The sequence below is a fragment of the Clostridium sp. AWRP genome, assembly GCF_004006395.2.
Lineage (GTDB): Bacteria > Bacillota > Clostridia > Clostridiales > Clostridiaceae > Clostridium_B.
In genome coordinates, this window is the sequence record NZ_CP029758.2 from 1,863,010 (window position 1) to 1,882,502 (window position 19,493).

Sequence of the window (19,493 nt, forward strand, 5' to 3'; positions counted from 1 at the left end):
ATATAGAAAATATAAATCCTATAGAAATAAAATGGAGTGTAGAGAAAAATGGGAAAGTACAAGCAAATTACAAAGAGAGGATTAATTTCATCAATGATAAGTTGGTCAATATTTACACTAGTATATTGGATTGCATTTTACGAGTTATATACTTTATGTAAATTTGGACGATTTAAAAATAATATAACTGTATTATTGGGATGTATGGTATTCTTTTTGGCTTGGTTTATAATTCTAATAATTAGAATTGCGAAAAAACCAGCATTTGTAGCTGACCAGAATGTAGATAGACATAATTTCTATTCGCGTTGCAAAACTATATGGACTTGTACAATTATAATAATTATAGTTCTTATAACATGTTTTTATGGAGTGAAAATATACCATAGTGCAATAAATTACAATGGAAAGCTATCATGGTTCTTAAGAGATTTAAAAAATAAAAGAACTGTAAAGCTTGAACATAATAATATATATGAAAGTGGTATAGAAGGGATATTTGCAGATATTAATAAAAAAGTTCATATGCCAGAAAAATTGTATGTTGTAAATAACTTTAGTCTTAAATTTGATTCTAATGGAGAAATTACATCTTTTGATACATTCCTTTATGGAAAAAATGCTAAAGGTGAGTTAGAAAGCTATTTAATTAGTTATAATATCAAAAATTCGGGAAATATAACTATATATTTGAAAGGTTATGTAAATGCAAATTATAATGATGACAAACTTTTAGAACCATTAATTAAGACAATGAAAGTAATTCCACTTAAGAAAACAGTGAGGAATTGGCCTGAAGAACAGTATGGTATTCTCTATTCTGGTAAACGAAGTTTTGGATATAATACAGATGGTATTGTTTATATTGACTCAAAAGGAAATACAAATTCAGCTGTTAATGATGACTATTCTGAAATAGTAGGATATACTGTTTCTGTATTTGTACCGGGCAAAGAAAGTAAATATACACCTGTTAGATACAACTTAACAGGTGATTTAAATAATATTAAAACATCAGGACCTTTAAAGGACAATAAAGAGAGCTCTAATCAATCAAATAATGCTGAAGATCAATTTTATTTATCAAAGCAAGTTGGGTATCGTTTAGAAGTAATAGCAGCTGCAGCGGGTAGTAGATCTTATTCATTAACTGGTACTATCGATGGTGGGCAAACATGGAAGACAATAAATGAAGATCCGTTTTCAGGGTCCCTTGGATCAGCAGCAGGAATAACATTTTTAAATAATAAGCTTGGATTTTTATGTTTATCTTATAGTGGTGGAAGTAAGGGGCAATTATATCGCACAGAAGATGGAGGAAAATCTTATAAAAAGGTAAATTTTCCAGAGGTGAAAGTAGCATTAAATGATGGTAAAACATATAATCCCTTTGATTTACCTGGAATACCTTATGAGAAAGATGGAAATATCAATGTTTTAGTTGGACAGGGATCTGATGGAGATTATAATGGAGGATGTAAAGCTTTGTACCAATCAAAAGATAATGGAGTAACATGGCAGTATTTAGAAGAGAAAATGAATTAATAATTTTATTTTTCATTTGAACGTATAAAATTTGATAACTGCATTTTGCTATTAACATTTAATTTTTTATAAATATTTTGTATATGATTATCAACGGTTTTAGGCGATATAAAAAGTTTTTCAGCAATTTGTTTATATGTTACTCCTTCCATGATAAGTTCTATAATCTCACCTTGTTTTTCTGTAATATTATATTTTTGCTTAAAGTAATCCGTAAGTTTATTATTAGCAATAAATGCTGGAGCGTTAAAATATTTTAAAACCAGTTTAAGATTAAAAATATTAATTGCAAGGAAATAAGAAGGAAGTGCTGCTATTTTTAAAATATCCATATTTTTAATGAAATGAATGTAAGAACTATATGATTCGAATATTATTAAAGGCAGAAATATTATAGTTAATAGAATAAAAGATTTTATTGCTTGTTTTAAATCCTTATTCACAATCTGTTTATAACTTGTTAGTCCAATAAATAACTCGTATACAATTACAGCAATAATAGAAGCTCGTACTACAAACTTAAAAATATAGTAGGTGCTAAATAAATAGTATATTGTTATTCCTACAAATTGAAATACAAAAATGGAAATGAATAATGTTTTCTTAAAATTTGTTATTTGTATACCAAAAAGATAATTTATTAAGAACAATCCTGATAAAGAACTAAATGATGTGCCAACAATATCTAAAAACTTAGATAAACATGGAATAAATGAACTTACTTGAATTACATATTTTGAGTATAATCCTAATGTTATTGAATTTTGAATAGCAAAAAAAGAAAGATTTAATGCTATGAAAAATTTTAGAGACTTTTTTTTATTACTATTGTAGATAAAATAGGAAATTGAAATAGATGATACACCTGTAAATAATGAAATAATACAAAATAGTAAATGAATATCTTTCATAAAAAAGATGTCCTTTCGTTACATTTTACTTTGAGAAAAGATTTAATGGAGTAAATCTTTTCTCAAATGCAATATATAGTATAGAACAGATGATTTTAGAATTCAAGGGATTTAGACATAATGATTATTAGTCAAGAGTATAAAAACTGTGTAAATTCAGGGGTAGGGAGTATTCCCTATCCCTATTTTTTATGCAATAAAGGGTTTTTTGCCTATTGTTACTTGCTTATTTTTGATGTTTTAATGATTTATGAAAGCACATGCTATTCTAAATAAGCTTTTGTATGATTAAAAAAATTATAAGTGAGGTATACATATGAAATTAAGAAAGAAAATCAGTTTTTTATCCTTTTTTTTGTTACCAATTACGTTAAATTATTTTTCACCAGTTCTTATAGTACAAGGAAGTTTTGAAAAAACATTTACAAGTATGCACATTATATTTGGATTAATGATTTTACTTGCAGTTTTCTTTGGAGGGGCGTGGTGTAGTTATATATGCCCTTTTGGTGCGTTACAAGATTTGCTGCCTAATACTAGTTCCAAAGGTAAGTTGCCTAATTTGAAATTATTAACAGGAGGTGCTTTTCTAGTTTTAATAGTAGCACCCATAGCAATAAGTGGTTTTCAAAGAATAATATTGCCTTACCATATGCAAAACACTAAAATTTCCATAAGCAGCGTACATGACGTAATTCGATACTATATAGTAACCATATCTATTATTTTGATAACAATAGCAGCAGGCAAAAGGACATGGTGCCGATACATCTGTCCAATGTATATATTTAATTATGTTGGAATTAAGATAGGAAGATTTTTTAAGTTACCTACCTTGAAAATAGTAAGTGAAAGTGATAAATGTACTAAATGCAGAAAATGTACTGAGCATTGTTTGATGGGTCTTGATGTAGCTAATATGGTTAAAAATAATAAATGGAATACTAATGAGTGTATCAAATGTGGAGAATGTTTAAATCAATGTAAATGTGATGCGTTGAAAATAAAGTGGACAAAGTAGGTAAGTGGCTTTAATACATTGATATATGAATGTGTTACATTGGTTTGTAATTTAAATGGGAGTGTTATATTAGGTAGTCACCAGATAAAGCTACTTAAATGAACAAAAGACAGAATATTGACTAGACTTTAGTGTTATGCTAATATTTAGACAGCATCATGTCTAAATAAAAGGAGATATCTATGAACAATCACAATACATTATTCTTAATGCAACAAATTTATATAACAATTTTTTCGCTTACTAATAAACTTCAAGTAAAAGGTGATGGATATTATGAACATTTAACAAGTAGGCAAGTTATGGCTTTAGTAGCAATTCTTCATTTGCCAGAAAATGAGACAAGCATTAATAATATTGCTAGAATATTAGGAACAACAAAACAGAGTATGAAACGAGTGCTAGCTATTATAGAAAATAAAGGTTATATCATTTCTGTACCTAGTCAGCTGGATAAGCGTGCAGTTAATATTAAAATTACAGAAATGGGAAAACAGATTATTAAAAGCTGCGGTGAAAATTCAATAAGATTTCTTGCTGATATTTCCAAAAACCTTTCAATCGAAGAAATGGAAATGTTATGGACATTATTAAAGAAATTATATAGTTTTGATGGTGAAGAACAGAATGGTTTTGAAGAAGAAGTTGACTATAAAATTGGTGAATTTAGAAATGATTCCAAAATAAAAGCATTAAATGAGTTTGAAGGACTAAGAAATAAGGGCAAATAGAGATTAATAATTTTTTGAATAATAAAGGGAGCTTTAAAATTATGAAAAATAAATCTAACAGATTAATTTATTTTGAAGAATATGTACATATAAATGGTATAGATCAATATTTGTTTCATGCTGGTACAAAATACGATAATCCAGTTATGTTGTTTTTACATGGTGGGCCAGGTTTTGCAGAATCAACACTTTCTCATATTTTTCAGGAAAAGTGGGAGGAAATTTTTACAATAGTTCACTGGGACCAGCGTGGTGCTGGAAAAACATTTACTAAAAATCCGGATAAATGCCCTACAATTGATTTAATGCTAAAGGATTTATTTGAAATTGTTCAATACTTAAAAATAAAATATAATAAAGAAAAAATAATTTTATTTGGGCACTCCTGGGGAACTATTTTAGGAAGTATATTTATAAAAAAATATCCAGATGAAGTAGCTTATTATATTGGAGTTGGGCAAGTTATTAGTATGTTTCAAAATGAATGCGTTGGCTATGAAAAAGTTAAAGAATTAGCTTTGCAGTCCAATGATAAAAAGTCTCTAAAAGAGCTTGAAGCTTTAGGTGATTATCCAGGAAATAGTCATGGTATTAATTTTAAGAAAAAATCTGAAAAACTACGTAAAGTTCAATCTAAATATGGTTTAGCTGTTAACAGCAACTTTTCTGCAATTATGGGCCTAATTAGAAGTCCTATTTTTAGATTGTCAGATATTTTTGCGTTGATGAAAATGGATAAAGTAAATAAAGAAATAGTGGAATTTTGGAGTAAATTTGATATAAGATCAGAATCAGCAGAATATAAAGTGCCAATTTATTATATTTTAGGTGAAAATGATTGGCAAACCCCTTATATTATTGCCGAAGAATACTTTAAAAAAATTAATGCCCCACATAAAAAATTATATTTAATACCTGGTGCTGGACATATGACAATGGTAGATAAACCCAATTTATTTTTTTATGCTTTAGCAGATATTAATATTATAGAGAACGTTGTAAATTAAGAATTATTTGTACAGTTTCTGTGAGGGGATTACATTGTGAGGTATAAGTCTACTCAGCTGTTATGGTGATTAATTTATAAAAGAGGGTATGTAAGTGAAAAGTATATATGATATAGAATTGTTTGTGAATCTATATGATTGTTTTGGATATAGAGTTGGTTTTTACACAAATCTATACCCATTCTCCAAATAGCAAACTTATTTTACTTTTGAAATGTCTGCCATAGTTTGGGCATTTGCAGTAATTTCTTCTAATGTGGAAGTTATCTCTTCAGTGGTGGCTGCTTGTCCTTCTGAAATGGATTGAGCCTCATTTATTGTTTTAAAAGTTTGGTTTATATTTTCACTTATTTCTGATAATACCTTAGAAACCTTTTGTGAGGATTCACTACTTAATTTTGCTAACTTCCTCATTTCACTTGCAACAACTGTAAAACCTTTGCCTTGTTTCACCTGACCTTGCTGCTTCTATAGCTGCATTAAGTCCCAACAAGTTGGATTGCGAAGCTATATTTTGTATCATGCTAATAATCTCATTACTTTCTTTTATATTGTTTTCTGTTTGTTTTGCAGTTTTTACTATATCTTCTATGACATTGTTTAATTTTTCTGATCCAGCACTAATTTCTTCAATACTTGCGCTGGTTTCTTCAAGGGAAGAAAATAAGCTGTCTGCTGATTCTTCAATTTTAAATTGTTGGTCTAAACTTTTTCCTATACCAACGGCACCTACAACATTTCCTTCAGAATCTTTAATTGGGTATGTAACTGCTTTAAATGGAACTCCATGCATTTCTTTAGAAAGTATTGTACTGTATATTCTTCCATCTTTCATTGTCGTATGTAATGGATCACCAATTGGAATATTGTCACCTTTATTAATTCTTAAATTTAGAGTATCGCTAGGTCTATAATATAAATATGTTGTTTTGTCTACAACTGTTACCCCTATATCTTCTTGTAACATATCTTTAAGTACAGGCACGACTTGTAAAAATACTTCTAAAATATCCTTTTTTATTGTAATACCCTTCTTCAGATCAAATTCTTTTTTATATTTGTTAAGTTACACTTCATTTTATCATATTTTTTATAAATTAACTTATCATAGAAAACTAAAAATATAGTTTTTTGTCGATAACGGTTTAAAAGTTATTAAGTATATAAAGCACCAATAAGATCACTCGAGTTATATAATGTATAATTTACTTGTAAGTTAATTTGCAAAGGTAAATTTATTATATTGGAAAAGGAGATTGTATTGGAGGTAAAGTAAAAAATTTAGTTTACATTTTTTGTTATTTGTGTTTTAAACATTGTATGAATAGTTTAACTTGGGGCAGCATGTAATAAGAATTTTTACATAAAATATAGGTGCTGCGAGAAAATGGGACTCCATCTGAAAAATATAAATCTTTAACATAACCATCAAAGTTTTCTAAGCAAATTTTTGGAAGAATACCCCATCCTAGTCCGTGTTTAGCCATTTCTAAACAAGTATCAATATTGTCAACCCAAAGTTTTGTATTGTTAATAGATATGTTATTTTCAAAAAGCCAAGTCTGAATTTTTCCTTGTGAAATGGGATCAGTAGTTCTGCCAATGTATGAATAAGAATTAAGAGAGAGATTTGCATTTTCCTTACTGCATACCAGGCACATCGGTTCAGTACCTAATAGTATGGTAACTTCATCCCACTTGTATTCTCCGCGTATGATGACTATAGAAAATTCATCGTTTTTAAGTCTATTATATAAATTTTTGCTATGATCAGTATATATATTGACATCAACATTTGGAAATGCCTCTGTATAACTTTTTAAAATTTTAGGAAGGCGATATCGTGCATAATTTAATGAAACTCCAACAGTTAAATTTCCACCTATAAAGTTATGGTTGGAGGATATATGCTCACGCAATTGCTTTAGAGTATTTACTACAGTTTTAATATAGGGGATGATGCTTTCGCCTAAAGGGGTAAACAATACTCCTTTTTTTGAACGAATAAGTAAATCGGTACCTAAATCTTTTTCTATTTTTTTAATTCTCTTTGTTAAGGCAGGTTGAGTAATAAATAATTTTTCAGAGGTCTTTGTAATATTCTTTAATTTATATAATGTCAAAATTAGTTTGTAATCTTTTTCATCCATAGTTATTAATCCTTTATCCATTACTTTTAGTTATGACTATTTATAAAATAGTATCATTATACATTATACATTATAACATATATACTGAAATTAGAAGATTAAAGAAAAATTCTTAGCTTAAAAGGAGATAAAATGATTAGTACAAATAGATTTAAATCAGATACTTTTACAATTACCAAACTATTTTTTACATGGTTACAAATTGGTTTTACATCATTTGGTGGTGGTGCAACTACCCAATATCTTATTCAAGAACAGTTTATTTATAAGCATAAATGGATAACAGATGAAGAATATGCTAACATTATTGGAATGTGTCAAATAACACCTGGTATGAATATTATTGCATATACGATACTTATAGGAAAAAAGTTGGCTGGTGGGATAGGAATATTTATATCCTTGGTGGGACTTATTTTGCCTAGTGCGGCAGTTACAATTGTATTAACTACGATTTATACTTCCATTAGTAAGTCATTAAAAGTACATTCTGCACTTCATGCAGTATTTGCTGCTATTTTTGGTATAGCTTTAGCTACAAATTGGAGAAATGTACAACCTATTATTATAAAAAATCATAAAAAGGGATCTATGATTTTTGGCGTAACAATTGCAATAATGATTGGTAGTGGAGTTATTTATATATTTTTTAATCCATCTGTAATTTTATTATATGTTTTAGGTGGATTATGTGGTGCTGCTGCTTATTGGTATATTTCTAAAAAAGAGGTGAGGGTTAATAAATGAGCTGGGTTATATTTTTTGGGGCTTTACTTAAATCAGTTTTATTTTCTTCGGGAGGTTACGGCCCCTTACCTAGTTTGCACTCTGATTTTATAAATTATGGATGGGCAGGCCAGAAACAATTTACTGAATCCTTGGCAATTGGACAAATTACTCCTGGACCTAATGGACTTTGGGTTGTCAGTTTGTGTTATTTAATTGCTGGATTACGCGGAGCACTATTAGCATGTATTGCATTACTTCTACCACCATTATTGATTCTAATTGTTCAGCATTATTATACTCGTATTGCAAAGTATCCAGCAACACAAGGATTACTTGATGGAGTAGTAATTGTTATAGCTAGCTTTAGTGTAATAGTTGTATTTAAAATATTTGTAAGTAATGGTATTGATGTAGAGACGATTGCCATTGCATCCATAAGTTTTATTTTGGCAATATCAAGGCGTGTATCTACAAATGTTATACTACTAGTTTCGCTTTTAGTAGGTGTAGTATTTTAATTTTATGGGGTAATATGGTTTGAATAAAATAGAAAATAATGTTATATTATTGAAATGGAGTTTATGGACTATGAATACTTGTGATAAAGGAGTGTTGAGTAAATGAATATTAATATTATACTATTTAATAATTTTGAGACTCTAGATATATTTGGACCAATAGAAATACTAGGACAAATAAAAGACTATCAAATACACTATTATTCAGAAGCTGGAGGTGTTATTACCAATGCACAAAATCTTAAAGTTGTAACCGAGCCTATTAGTTCGGCAGATGAAAGTGGTATATTAGTTATTCCAGGAGGAATGGGTACAAGAGAATTAATTAATAATACATCTTTCTTAAATAAATTAAAGTCAATTGCAGAGAAATCTACATATTGTTTATCTATATGCACTGGTTCAGCAGTATTAGCAGGGTGTGGAGTTTTAAAGAATAGAAAAGCTACATCTAATAAACAAGCCTTAGAATGGGTAAAATCAGTAAGTGACCAAGTAAACTGGGTGGAAAAAGCACGTTGGGTTGCTGACGGAAAGTATTATACATCATCAGGTATTTCAGCTGGAATTGATATGACATTGGGTTTCATTTCGGATAGATTTGGTAAAGATAAAGCTATAAAAATTGCTAATGATATTGAATATATATGGAATGATGATTGTACAAATGATATATTTGCAGGATAAATTTTAAGCTTATAAAGTTGCAAAGTAAGTGATAGTATGTTTTTCGCAAAACATTAATTGAGTTTTTATCCCGTGCAGTGAAATTTGAAATTTAATGTAACTAATTTTAGGAGGAGTGAAAGTTGAAAAAGTTAGTAGTTTATGAATCTATACATCATGGTAACACTCAAAAAATAGGCAAAATGGTAGCAGAGTGCTTAAATGCTGATTTAGCAAAAGCTGATGATGTAAATATAAATATTATAAATGACTATGATTTAATTGGTTTTGGTTCTGGAATATATTATGGGAAGTTTCATAAAAATATTGTTGAACTAATTGATAAGTTGCCAACTTTGTCTGGTAAAAAAGCATTTATTTTTTCAACCAGTGGACAAGGCAAGAATAAATACAATAACCCTATTGGACAAAAATTAAAAGAAAAAGGTTTTGAGGTTGTTGGAAGTTTTGCTTGTAAAGGCTACGACACATTTGGACCATTTAAGATATTTGGAGGAATTGCAAAAGGCAGGCCCAATAATGAAGATTTTCAAAATGCAAAAGAGTTTGTTCAAAACTTATTTGTTAAATAATTCTGCATTATATTTATGATGAATATAAGAATGTAAAAAACTATTGACATTTATTTTTACTAATTGTTAAAATATAAATGTCAATAGTTTTTTACATTTTTGACTTTTGTCCGATGGCTACCAGCCGTAATACCCCCATCGCACACAGCGAAAGCGACTATCACCAAATCAAAGATTTGGGATATCTGCTTTTCTTATAAAGTGGGGGATAACGGCTGCTACGCCCCTGGATAACGATTCCTAAGTTTCAGATGGAGAAAAAAACTCCACATGAAACCAAGAACTCTGTTTATATTAAATTTAAGTGAGGTGCAATTATTGTGAGGAAAATGGATGAAATGGAAATGAGTATTAGTTTGAGAGCCATAAAATGTGCTTGGAGCTATACAATTATATTTTTAACAATTTGGGTTATATATAATTTTATTCATACTAAAGAAATTGGATTAGCTGGGTTTCTTTTGATAACACAAAATCTTGTCATGATATCGGTTGAATATTTTTTGAAATGGAAGTTTAATAGAGATGAAAAATAATATAAAGGCTTTACGCAAACAGCTTGGACTTAGACAGGAAGATGTAGCAAATGCTTTAAATGTAACAAGACAAACTATAAATGCCATTGAAAATAGTAAATATAATCCTACATTAGAATTAGCCATGAGATTAGCTAAATTATTAAATACTACAGTAGATGAATTATTTACACTTTGTGATTAGATTTTAAAAAGTACTGAATGATAGCAAATTTGTTAGTTTTGAGAAACAGAAAAAATTAGCCTATCAGTGATAACGGGCATTATGATATAATAAATCTATATCTTAAATTTAGCTTAAGTGGGAAAATTAAGGATTGGATTGATTAAATGAAGTTTTTATATAAAGTTATATTAGTGCTTGTAATTTTAGTTGCTTTAAGTTGCTTTGTTCAATTTGTAGTATTTAATAAATTTTTTATTTCTAATACTAATTCTTTGTTATTGAGTACTAATGAAAAAGCTTCAGAAAATATTAGTATGCAGCTTATGGAAAATTTTAATAAAGTACAGATTTTTTTGAAAACAGTTGCATCAGATGAGAAAATCAGAAAAAATCAAGAACTTCTTAATAAATTTAATGAAATCATACCTGAAGTAGATGTAGTAACAATTTTTAATTCTAGAGGAGATATTTTATGTATATCTGGTAACGCGCATATACCAAATGTTTCAAATTTGGCATATAGAGATTATTTTCAGCAGGCAACTCGTGGTAAAATATATATCAGTGATGTTTTTACAAGTACCAGTGGAATTAAGATTGTTGTAATATCGGTCCCAATTGTGAAAAATAATAGTATTGATGGGGTAGTTGCTGGAATTGTTAGATTACAAGGAACTTCTTTAGCATCCATGTTTAGTAATAAGAAATTTGGAAGAAGTGGTTATATTTCCATTTTAGACAGCCATGGTTATGTTGTTTATCATCCTGATAAAGGACAAATTGGTAAAAAATCTATAGTTTTTGGTAAATTGCATGGAAAATCAGGTTCAAAGATCATGAAAGATTATTCAGGGAAGGATCAGTTTGTTGGATTTAGTAAAGTTTCAAATTTGAACTGGTATGTAATTGTTATTACTCCTACTGCTGATATAATGACAAGTAGGAACATTGTAGTTTATGAAACATTTATAGGGTCAGTTATAGTGGGTATTTTGATTATTTTACTTGGTATATATACAATAAAGCGATATAGTAAACCATTAGATAAACTAATTTTTTCATTTAATGCTTTGAAAGTTGGAAAATACAAAAAGATTGATCCATATAATTATGGTAAGGAGTTTCAGGAAATGGTTAGAGTTTATAACCATACAATTGAAAGGTTAGAAGAAGAATATAATGATCTTGAAGAAGCTGCTGATATTGATTCTTTGACAGGTGCTTATAATAGACGTGCATTTAATAACCTTTTAAGCATTTTAAAACAAGAAATAAGTAATTGCAGTTTGGAGAGTTTAGGGGTTCTTTTACTGGATATTGATCATTTTAAAGAACTGAATGATACATCAGGGCATTTAGCTGGAGATGACGTACTTAAAAAACTTACTCAAATAATGAAATCTACTACTGGAGATAGGTCCGTATTTCGTTTTGGTGGAGATGAATTTGCTGTTGTAATTCGCAATGTTTCAGATGAAAGATTGTTGTCCATTGCAGAAGCAATTCGATTAAAAGGTGAAGAAACTTTAAATGGTTGTACTGTTAGTATTGGTGCAGCTAAATTCCCCAAAGATACTTATTCTATAGATAAATTGATAGATTTTGCAGACAAAGCTCTTTATACAAGCAAAAAAAGTAGAAATAAAGTAACTATTTTTATGAAATGAACTTAAATTCTAAATTTGCAAAGGAGAAGCTACAATGGAATTATGGGATGTATATGATAGTGAAAGAAATAAAACAAATAGGACAATGGTTCGGGGAACGGATTTTAATGAAGGCGATTATCATATGGTTGTTCACATTTGCATATTCAATTCGAAGGGTGAGATGTTAATTCAACAAAGGCAGCCATTTAAAGAAGGTTGGTCCAATATGTGGGATATTACAGTTGGGGGAAGTGCAATTGAAGGTGAGACAAGTCAAATGGCTGCAGAAAGAGAACTGATGGAGGAATTAGGAATAAAAATTAATCTGCAGGATATAAGACCACATCTTACGATTAATTTTGATAATGGATTTGATAATGTATACTTAATTCAGAAGGATATAGATATTGTTGATTTAACTTTACAGTATAAAGAAGTTCAATGTGCAAAATGGGCGTCAAAAAAAGAGATTTTTTCTATGATAGATAGTGGTGAATTTATTCCATATTATAAAAGTTTAATACAATTATTTTTTGATATTAAAAATCAATATGGATGTCATCAAACAATATAAAAAGTAATTGGAGGGAATGTTATGTTTCAATCAAGATGTGGAGTGTGTTGTAATGAATGTGAGAGAAAAGAAAAAGTAAATTGTACAGGGTGTATTAATATGGAAAAGCCATTTTGGGGTGGAGAATGTGGTGTAAAAAAATGTTGTGAAGGTAAGGGCTTAAATCACTGTGGAGAATGCTCAGAATTTCCATGTAAGATTCTTTCTACTATGGGGGTTGAAGAAGGCTTTGATCCAGAACCCAAAATTCAACAATGTAGAAAGTGGGCTAATGAATAAAATCAAAATAATGTTAGTACATTAAAATATTTAAAAATAGTTTATTTGTGAAAAACAATCATAGTAATTATTATGGTTGTTCTTTTTATGGTAAAAAATGATTGACAAGTTACTTTACAAGATGTATTATTCATGTAAGGTATAGTACGATTGCGGTACTATACTAGAGAAGGACAATATAAATAATAAACAATTTGGATTAAGGGAGAAGGAAGAAATGAGCAAGTCAAATAAAAATCAAATCGAAGAATTTAGTGAACTTTGGCATCAAATTATTAAAAAATCTAATTTTAGAAAGGTAGAAGATCAATTTCAGCGGTTAAATGGATTAACAACTATTGAGATTAGTATAATTAATATTGTTTCAAAAAATCCTGATGTAATTTTGGGTGAAATAGTTCTAGCTTTAGATATACCAAAAAGTACGCTGACAAATGCTATTAATAGACTTGAAAAGCGAAATTATATAAATAGAATTATTAGCAAAAGAGATAGAAGATCTTATGGACTAAAACTTACTGAAGAAGGTTATCTTGCTCAGAAAGAACATTTGAATTTTGAATATACGGTATATGAAAGACTATTGGATGCCCTTGATACTAATGCAGAAAAGCAAGAATTATTTAAATTATTTAGGAAGATTATTAATAATTTAGAAGAGTAAAAGGATTTGATTTATATTTTTAGGATAAATATTAAAATTTGGAGGATGCATTTATTGTGAATATAATTACATTTTATAGAATTTCAGGAGTGTTTATTATTTTAGTTGCATTAGGATTTACTATTAGTCAAACAGGTATAACTAAGTTGTTTAATTATCCTCAAATACTAAGATCCCCTGTTGATGTTATTTTGTCAAAATATTATGAGGGGGGAGCAAAGTTAAAATTTTTTTGGACCTGTTTTGCATTGAGCTCATTAATGCTAATTCCAATGTCTGCAATATTTTATAAAGTTTTAAATAGAAATGATACTCCTTATTTAATAATTGGAGCAGCATTTGGGATAGTATCTGGAGTTTTTTATGTTTTAGGACTTATGAGATGGACATTTTTAGTAGATAATTTATCAAGTAAGTATGTAAATGAAACTGATAATACCAACATGAAAGAAACAATTGGAATAATTTTTCAATCCTTTCATTTGTATTGCGGAAACTCAATTGGTGAAACAATGGGATTCTTATGCATGGGTATATGGATTAGTATATCAGGAATATCAATGCTTGGTTCAAAAATATTGACTCCATTCATAGGTTTAGGATTTATTGTTTGTGGTATAGGAATATTTTTAGGCCCTTTAGAGTGGGTGGGTGTTAAATTTGCCAACAAAGTAAATAAGTTATCTATGAAAATATTAATGCTGCTTCTTGTGTATATGGGAATAAAATTAATTATTTGTTGAACATATCAATATTAAATAAATTTATAGTTATTATTTTATATAAAAAAGGAAGGTAATAAAATGAAGTATGGATTTTTTCCAAGGATGATGTGGCTTGCTTTTCACGGTTCATTTGAGAAACAGTTACATATTATGACAGGTGATGATCCAAAGATAGTGATGAAGAAAGCAAAAGTTGTTTATCAAAGAATTTTAGAAGAGATTCCTGAGTTTGATAAAAATGATAAATTCATTGCAAATATTTTAAATGCAGCTATGTTAGCCGCTGTATATCTGAGTCTTAAAGAAAAACCAAAGCTTGATAATATTACAACGTATTATCATAAGGCGATGAATGAAAGTGTGGTAATGAAACATTTCATGAAAAATCAAAATAAATATTCCGAGGAAGCACAAATAAAATTAGCACAACAGGCAAAAGTAAGTCAAAGTAAAACTAATCCTTATACGTGGAAATTTCGTTATGAAGCTGGATCTGATATAAATAGTTTTTATATGTATTTTGATACTTGTGGAATATGTTATCTGTTTCAAAAGCTTGGAATATCAGAAATAACACCTGCAATGTGTTCCTATGATTATGATATGGCCGAGCTAGGAGGTTCAGTGCTTATGCGGCAGTATACTTTAGCAAAAGATGGAACCTGCTGTGATTTTCATTATCAGAAAAAGTAATAGCAAATAATCTATTAAATAATAAAATTGTAGAGGTGTTCAAATGTTGAGGTTAAGACCTTATAAAAAATGTGATGCAAAATATATTGTAAATTAGATAAAAGACGAAGTCTCTTTTCGAAAATGGTGCATTGTTCTCCAAATAGGGTTATAGTTATTTAGAGAACGATGTACTAAATCTAAAATATCTATTAAGATAATAAATAGGAATGTTCTAATGCATGTATCTGATCTACAAGCATTTCGTTATAAGGAGTATCAATACAGTAAGTTTGTCCAAGATTGGCAACTACACCATTAATTTTATCAATTTCTGTACGGCGTTTATGCTGACGGTCTTGATACATGCTGGCATAACCAGCGGCATCGCTTATGCATACATGCTGCACAGTTTCAAGAGCTTCTGCTTGGTTAAAGCATGTACCATCAGCTTTAGCTACAAGGACACATTCGTGAACTATTTTTGTACAGATTTCCCAGAGATAAGGATTGGAATGAATTTTACCTAGATTACACTCCATTATTGCGGATAGGGCATTTACACCACAGTTTACAAATAATTTTCCCCATAGTACTTTTTGAATATTATCGATGATGTTGACGTCTAGATTGCACTGGCACATGGCTTGTGCTATAATTTTCACTGCTTTTTGTGATTCATCGCAGGGAAAGTCAGGACCAATATTGGTAGGGCCACATCCTGAGTGAAAAAATTTACCTAAACCAAGACTAACACTGTTATGACTGCTGGTACCAACGATAATATGTTCTTTTTTAACAAAGTTTCCAATGTCGTGATTGTTACCAGCACCATTTTGTAATGTCATGACAATGGTTTTTGGTCCGATTATAGCTTGATTTTCTTTGACTGCATCAAAAGTGTTAATACTTTTTACAAATACAATTAATAAATCCTGGATTCCGATATCAGTTCCACTTATTGAGGCCTTAATGGTATAATTTGATTCAGTATTGTCTTTTTCAACTTTGGTTAGACCATTTGTATTGATGGCGTCTACTTGGGGCTTATAACTATCCAGCAGTGTTACTTCATGGATACTAGAAAGATAGGTAGCATATAGACTCCCCATAGCACCAGCTCCTAAGATTGCAATTTTCATAGTCTTACCTCCTGTAACATAAAAATGTAATTTGAATTTCAAATTACACTTTAGCATATCAAAATAGTAAAATAAAATGCAGATTATTCAATGGAACTATGATGAAATTTCATGTAATACATTAACTTATGATGAAAAGAGGGATGTGTTTGTGGATATAAATAAATATGCACTTTTTGTAAAAGCAGCTGAAATTGGAAATTTGACAAGAGCTGCTACGCAATTAAGCTATACCCAGACTGCGGCCAGCCATATGATTTCTTCTTTAGAAGATGAGCTAGGAGTTAAACTTCTGTATCGTGGAAGAAATGGAGTTTCTGTAACAGAAGAAGGGGAACAGATTTTAAGCTTGGCAAAGGAAATTGTGATAAATGATGAGAGGATACATCAAATTATTAGCCAGGAAGGAGTATACAGAGGAAATGTGCGAATTGGAGTTATTACTAGTGTGGCGGTGCAGTGGATGCCTAAAATAATTAGAAAATTTCGCAAAGAATATCCGCTGGTAGAGCTTCAGATAAATGATGCCATTAATTATGAATGGATTAAAGATTGGTTTTCCAAGGATGAAATTGATTGTGCTTTTACTGCAGAAAATGGAATGACTAATTGTAATGATATTCCACTAATATCTGATCCTTATTATGTAATCATGTCTAAGCACCATCCCCTTTGTAGATATGAAAAAATTACAAAGGAACTACTGGCAGGGGAAACTTTTGTTATTCCAAGTGAAGGAACTAATTATTCTATCGGAAGAATTTTGCGGCAAGCAAAGGGCAGGTTACTAGAACATACTAGATTTTTAAGCGATCAATCAACTATTGCGTTGGTTCGAAGTGAATGTGGTATCAGTATTTTACCGGAACTGGTATTAAATTCTTATTCATGTGAGGGACTAGTTAGGAGAAAATTGGAGCCTAAGGTTAGTAGAACCATTTGCCTTTGTCTCCCGAATAGAAAATATATAAGTCCTAGTACAAAGGCTTTTGTGGCATTTGTACAAAAGTGGGCACAGAAGAGATAGTTTAGACTTAAAAGATTTCAAAGAAAAATTAATATATAGCGTGATTTCAACAAGTGTGAAATGAAAGCTTAAAAGTTTAAAAGAAGTACTCCTTTATGAATAAATGGCATAATTTATATCTGAATATTATGATTTATTTAAAAAAAGTAGGAAAAAATTAAAAAAGTGTTGACAAAGGCATGCGTACAGTTTAAAATTAAATTCATCAAAGAAAAGTGATGATGGAGATAAGTAAAAAAAATATTTCACCAACAGTGAACTGGAGATAGTGTGAATCCAGTGGCAGAGTTTTTTTGAATAACACTCCGGAATTGCAAACTGAAATATTTGCAAACTGTACCTTAAACTAAATGTTTGAGATAGGTTCAAATTAAAGTAGGAGCGTCGTATTCCATGCGTTATTTGGATACCAGTAGTAGCTGGAAAGAGACCATTATTATATGGTAAATTAGGTGGCACCGCGGATAAGCATCAATTCGTCCTATTGTTTTATTTAGGATAAATTGATGCTGTTTTTATAACCAAGGAGGAATATTAATATGTGTACAATTATGTGCTATACAGGAACGGATATGAAACATGAAAAATTTGCAGAGGCATTGCAGAGAACTGAGTCCAGAGGACCGGATATGACGGAAATTCTTACTTTGCCATCTGGTATTTTGGGTTTTCAAAGACTTTCTATTATGGATTTAAGTTTTAGTGGAATGCAGCCATTCACAAGGAAAACAGATGCAGCTATCTGTAATGGTGAAATTTATGGCTTTCGTAAAATTAAAGAAGAACTAATAAAAAAAGGACATAAGTTTATTTCTGACAGTGATTGTGAAATATTACTTCCTATGTACTATGAATATGGGCTGGATATGTTTTCAAAATTAGATGCAGAATTTGCAACTATTATATATGATGGAAAAAAGGACAGATATATTGCAGCACGAGATCCAATTGGAATTCGTCCTTTATTTTATGGCTATTCTTCATCAGGTAAGATCATGTTTGCAAGTGAAGCTAAAAACTTGGTTGGTCTTACATATAAAATTATGTCATTTCCACCAGGACATTACTATGCTGATGGTAAATTTACGTGCTATTGTGATATAGCAGCAACAGAAAGTGATTACTGCAAGGATGACTTAGAAACTATTTGCAGCAATATTCATGATAAATTGGTAGCTGGTGTAGAAAAACGTATGGATGCTGATGCTCCTGTAGGATTCTTGTTAAGTGGTGGTTTAGATAGTTCACTCGTATGTGCAATTGCTCAAAAAATGAATCCTGAAAAACCAATTAAAACATTTGCTATAGGTATGACTGAAGATGCAATTGATTTAAAATATGCAAAGGAAGTTGCAGATTACATTCATAGTGATCATACTGTTGTTTATATGACAAAAGAAGAAGTAATTGAATCACTTGACGAGGTTATTAAAATTCTTGGAACATACGATATTACTACAATAAGAGCAAGTATGGGAATGTATTTGATTTGCAAGAAAATACATGAGATTTCTGATGTAAGAGTGCTTCTCACTGGTGAAATTTCTGATGAATTATTTGGCTATAAATATACTGATTTTGCTCCAAATGCAGAAGAATTTCAAAAGGAATCACAAAAGAGAATTCGTGAACTTTATATGTACGATGTACTTCGTGCAGACCGCTGTATTAGTTCAAATTCTTTAGAAGCAAGAGTACCATTTGGCGATTTAGATTTTGTAAAATATGTTATGTCCATTGATCCGGAAAAGAAATTAAACAAATATAACATGGGTAAGTACCTTTTGAGACATTCATTTGAGGGTGATTACTTGCCACATGATATTTTATATCGTGAAAAAGCAGCATTTAGTGATGCTGTAGGGCATTCTATGGTAGATTATTTAAAGGAATATGCAGAAACATATTATTCTGATGAAGAATTTGAAAAGCTGTGTAAAAAATATGAATACTATGTTAAACCATTTACAAAGGAATCATTGCTGTACAGAGAAATTTTTGAAAAATATTATCCAGGACAAGCAGATATGATAGTAGACTTTTGGATGCCAAACAAAGAATGGGAAGGTTGTAACGTAAACGACCCTAGTGCTAGGGCATTGTCAAATTATGGTGCTAGCGGTAAATAATTAAGAAAACCTAAGTTGATTTATTTTATTAAATAGGACAAGGATATTTTTGAAGCAAA

22 protein-coding genes and 1 other annotated feature are annotated in these 19,493 nt (G+C 29.9%); of the genes, 17 read left to right on the forward strand and 5 right to left on the reverse strand.

Features of this window, described 5'->3' with window-relative positions; genetic code table 11:
• Window positions 1-48: 48 nt before the first annotated feature.
• Window positions 49-1,545: a hypothetical protein gene (locus DMR38_RS08665; protein WP_127720897.1), complete on the forward strand. Its 1,497-nt coding sequence runs from the start codon at window positions 49-51 to the stop codon at window positions 1,543-1,545.
• Window positions 1,546-1,550: 5 nt separating this feature from the next.
• On the opposite strand, the gene DMR38_RS22125 is transcribed toward DMR38_RS08665, so the two are convergent.
• On the reverse strand, window positions 1,551-1,988 hold the full coding sequence (locus DMR38_RS22125; RefSeq protein WP_207670781.1) for a helix-turn-helix transcriptional regulator: 438 nt from the start codon (window positions 1,986-1,988) through the stop codon (window positions 1,551-1,553).
• 784 nt (window positions 1,989-2,772) lie between these two features.
• Between DMR38_RS22125 and DMR38_RS08675 the strand changes: the two genes are divergently transcribed.
• The 3 genes from DMR38_RS08675 to DMR38_RS08685 all read left to right on the forward strand — a co-directional run bounded on the left by DMR38_RS08675 (window position 2,773) and on the right by DMR38_RS08685 (window position 5,215).
• The gene (locus DMR38_RS08675) at window positions 2,773-3,477 is read left to right on the forward strand and encodes a 4Fe-4S binding protein (protein WP_127720899.1); all 705 of its coding nucleotides are present in this window, start codon (window positions 2,773-2,775) and stop codon (window positions 3,475-3,477) included.
• Between the two features lie 182 nt (window positions 3,478-3,659).
• On the forward strand, window positions 3,660-4,208 hold the full coding sequence (locus DMR38_RS08680) for a MarR family transcriptional regulator (RefSeq protein WP_127720900.1): 549 nt from the start codon (window positions 3,660-3,662) through the stop codon (window positions 4,206-4,208).
• Between the two features lie 41 nt (window positions 4,209-4,249).
• Window positions 4,250-5,215, forward strand: coding sequence for an alpha/beta hydrolase (locus DMR38_RS08685; RefSeq protein ID WP_127720901.1), 966 nt, complete (start codon window positions 4,250-4,252; stop codon window positions 5,213-5,215).
• Window positions 5,216-5,413: 198 nt separating this feature from the next.
• Here the strand turns inward: DMR38_RS08685 and DMR38_RS22625 are convergent, their stop codons facing one another.
• The 3 genes from DMR38_RS22625 to DMR38_RS08695 all read right to left on the reverse strand — a co-directional run bounded on the left by DMR38_RS22625 (window position 5,414) and on the right by DMR38_RS08695 (window position 7,365).
• A complete protein-coding gene (locus DMR38_RS22625) occupies window positions 5,414-5,629 on the reverse strand; it encodes a hypothetical protein (protein ID WP_347562541.1) in 216 nt (71 codons plus the stop codon).
• 1 nt (window position 5,630) lies between these two features.
• The gene (locus DMR38_RS08690) at window positions 5,631-6,200 is read right to left on the reverse strand and encodes a methyl-accepting chemotaxis protein (RefSeq protein WP_347562542.1); all 570 of its coding nucleotides are present in this window, start codon (window positions 6,198-6,200) and stop codon (window positions 5,631-5,633) included.
• A gap of 313 nt (window positions 6,201-6,513) precedes the next feature.
• Window positions 6,514-7,365 (reverse strand): LysR family transcriptional regulator, encoded by an 852-nt coding sequence (locus tag DMR38_RS08695; protein ID WP_127720902.1) that lies wholly within the window; start codon window positions 7,363-7,365, stop codon window positions 6,514-6,516.
• A gap of 132 nt (window positions 7,366-7,497) precedes the next feature.
• On the opposite strand from DMR38_RS08695, the gene DMR38_RS08700 reads away from it, so the two are divergent.
• The 11 genes from DMR38_RS08700 to DMR38_RS08755 all read left to right on the forward strand — a co-directional run bounded on the left by DMR38_RS08700 (window position 7,498) and on the right by DMR38_RS08755 (window position 15,157).
• The gene (locus DMR38_RS08700) at window positions 7,498-8,112 is read left to right on the forward strand and encodes a chromate transporter (protein WP_127720903.1); all 615 of its coding nucleotides are present in this window, start codon (window positions 7,498-7,500) and stop codon (window positions 8,110-8,112) included.
• A complete protein-coding gene (locus DMR38_RS08705) occupies window positions 8,109-8,612 on the forward strand; it encodes a chromate transporter (protein ID WP_127720904.1) in 504 nt (167 codons plus the stop codon). The genes DMR38_RS08700 and DMR38_RS08705 overlap by 4 nt, the downstream gene beginning before the upstream one ends.
• A gap of 102 nt (window positions 8,613-8,714) precedes the next feature.
• Window positions 8,715-9,299 carry a DJ-1/PfpI family protein gene (locus DMR38_RS08710; protein WP_127720905.1) on the forward strand — a complete coding sequence of 195 codons (585 nt, stop codon included), beginning with the start codon at window positions 8,715-8,717 and terminating at the stop codon, window positions 9,297-9,299.
• A gap of 122 nt (window positions 9,300-9,421) precedes the next feature.
• Window positions 9,422-9,871 carry a flavodoxin family protein gene (locus DMR38_RS08715; RefSeq protein WP_127720906.1) on the forward strand — a complete coding sequence of 150 codons (450 nt, stop codon included), beginning with the start codon at window positions 9,422-9,424 and terminating at the stop codon, window positions 9,869-9,871.
• A 525-nt stretch (window positions 9,872-10,396) separates the two neighbouring features.
• On the forward strand, window positions 10,397-10,591 hold the full coding sequence (locus DMR38_RS08725) for a helix-turn-helix transcriptional regulator (RefSeq protein ID WP_127720908.1): 195 nt from the start codon (window positions 10,397-10,399) through the stop codon (window positions 10,589-10,591).
• 146 nt (window positions 10,592-10,737) lie between these two features.
• The gene (locus DMR38_RS08730; RefSeq protein WP_127720909.1) at window positions 10,738-12,240 is read left to right on the forward strand and encodes a diguanylate cyclase; all 1,503 of its coding nucleotides are present in this window, start codon (window positions 10,738-10,740) and stop codon (window positions 12,238-12,240) included.
• A gap of 34 nt (window positions 12,241-12,274) precedes the next feature.
• Window positions 12,275-12,796, forward strand: a complete 522-nt coding sequence (locus DMR38_RS08735; RefSeq protein WP_127720910.1) for an NUDIX domain-containing protein — start codon at window positions 12,275-12,277, stop codon at window positions 12,794-12,796.
• A 21-nt stretch (window positions 12,797-12,817) separates the two neighbouring features.
• On the forward strand, window positions 12,818-13,075 hold the full coding sequence (locus tag DMR38_RS08740) for a DUF3795 domain-containing protein (RefSeq protein WP_127720911.1): 258 nt from the start codon (window positions 12,818-12,820) through the stop codon (window positions 13,073-13,075).
• Between the two features lie 217 nt (window positions 13,076-13,292).
• A complete protein-coding gene (locus tag DMR38_RS08745) occupies window positions 13,293-13,739 on the forward strand; it encodes a MarR family transcriptional regulator (protein WP_127720912.1) in 447 nt (148 codons plus the stop codon).
• A 56-nt stretch (window positions 13,740-13,795) separates the two neighbouring features.
• Window positions 13,796-14,482 (forward strand): DUF4386 family protein, encoded by a 687-nt coding sequence (locus DMR38_RS08750; RefSeq protein WP_175412951.1) that lies wholly within the window; start codon window positions 13,796-13,798, stop codon window positions 14,480-14,482.
• A 60-nt stretch (window positions 14,483-14,542) separates the two neighbouring features.
• Entirely contained in the window at window positions 14,543-15,157 is a 615-nt protein-coding gene (locus DMR38_RS08755; RefSeq protein WP_127720914.1) for an L-2-amino-thiazoline-4-carboxylic acid hydrolase, read from the forward strand.
• Between the two features lie 191 nt (window positions 15,158-15,348).
• Here DMR38_RS08755 and DMR38_RS08760 read toward each other — a convergent pair whose 3' ends face one another.
• The gene (locus tag DMR38_RS08760) at window positions 15,349-16,278 is read right to left on the reverse strand and encodes a 2-dehydropantoate 2-reductase (RefSeq protein ID WP_175412952.1); all 930 of its coding nucleotides are present in this window, start codon (window positions 16,276-16,278) and stop codon (window positions 15,349-15,351) included.
• A 76-nt stretch (window positions 16,279-16,354) separates the two neighbouring features.
• Between DMR38_RS08760 and DMR38_RS08765 the strand changes: the two genes are divergently transcribed.
• Both DMR38_RS08765 and asnB read left to right on the forward strand, forming a co-directional pair.
• Window positions 16,355-17,305, forward strand: coding sequence for a LysR family transcriptional regulator (locus DMR38_RS08765; protein WP_127720916.1), 951 nt, complete (start codon window positions 16,355-16,357; stop codon window positions 17,303-17,305).
• A gap of 209 nt (window positions 17,306-17,514) precedes the next feature.
• Window positions 17,515-17,792 (forward strand) — a binding site (T-box leader).
• A 52-nt stretch (window positions 17,793-17,844) separates the two neighbouring features.
• Entirely contained in the window at window positions 17,845-19,434 is a 1,590-nt protein-coding gene (gene asnB, locus DMR38_RS08770) for an asparagine synthase B (protein WP_127720917.1), read from the forward strand.
• Window positions 19,435-19,493 lie beyond the last annotated feature (59 nt).

Coding starts and splice junctions, on each gene's coding strand:
- DMR38_RS08740 (WP_127720911.1), top strand. CDS start 12,818: ATGTTTCAATCAAGATGTGGAGTGTGTTGTAATGAATGTGAGAGAAAA.
- DMR38_RS08765 (WP_127720916.1), top strand. CDS start 16,355: ATGCAGATTATTCAATGGAACTATGATGAAATTTCATGTAATACATTA.
- DMR38_RS08745 (WP_127720912.1), top strand. CDS start 13,293: ATGAGCAAGTCAAATAAAAATCAAATCGAAGAATTTAGTGAACTTTGG.
- DMR38_RS08665 (WP_127720897.1), top strand. CDS start 49: ATGGGAAAGTACAAGCAAATTACAAAGAGAGGATTAATTTCATCAATG.
- DMR38_RS22625 (WP_347562541.1), bottom strand. CDS start 5,629: ATGAGGAAGTTAGCAAAATTAAGTAGTGAATCCTCACAAAAGGTTTCT.
- DMR38_RS08695 (WP_127720902.1), bottom strand. CDS start 7,365: ATGGATGAAAAAGATTACAAACTAATTTTGACATTATATAAATTAAAG.
- DMR38_RS08680 (WP_127720900.1), top strand. CDS start 3,660: ATGAACAATCACAATACATTATTCTTAATGCAACAAATTTATATAACA.
- DMR38_RS08705 (WP_127720904.1), top strand. CDS start 8,109: ATGAGCTGGGTTATATTTTTTGGGGCTTTACTTAAATCAGTTTTATTT.
- DMR38_RS08700 (WP_127720903.1), top strand. CDS start 7,498: ATGATTAGTACAAATAGATTTAAATCAGATACTTTTACAATTACCAAA.
- DMR38_RS08760 (WP_175412952.1), bottom strand. CDS start 16,278: ATGAAAATTGCAATCTTAGGAGCTGGTGCTATGGGGAGTCTATATGCT.
- DMR38_RS08755 (WP_127720914.1), top strand. CDS start 14,543: ATGAAGTATGGATTTTTTCCAAGGATGATGTGGCTTGCTTTTCACGGT.
- DMR38_RS08725 (WP_127720908.1), top strand. CDS start 10,397: ATGAAAAATAATATAAAGGCTTTACGCAAACAGCTTGGACTTAGACAG.
- DMR38_RS08735 (WP_127720910.1), top strand. CDS start 12,275: ATGGAATTATGGGATGTATATGATAGTGAAAGAAATAAAACAAATAGG.
- DMR38_RS08675 (WP_127720899.1), top strand. CDS start 2,773: ATGAAATTAAGAAAGAAAATCAGTTTTTTATCCTTTTTTTTGTTACCA.
- DMR38_RS08710 (WP_127720905.1), top strand. CDS start 8,715: ATGAATATTAATATTATACTATTTAATAATTTTGAGACTCTAGATATA.
- asnB (WP_127720917.1), top strand. CDS start 17,845: ATGTGTACAATTATGTGCTATACAGGAACGGATATGAAACATGAAAAA.
- DMR38_RS08685 (WP_127720901.1), top strand. CDS start 4,250: ATGAAAAATAAATCTAACAGATTAATTTATTTTGAAGAATATGTACAT.
- DMR38_RS08730 (WP_127720909.1), top strand. CDS start 10,738: ATGAAGTTTTTATATAAAGTTATATTAGTGCTTGTAATTTTAGTTGCT.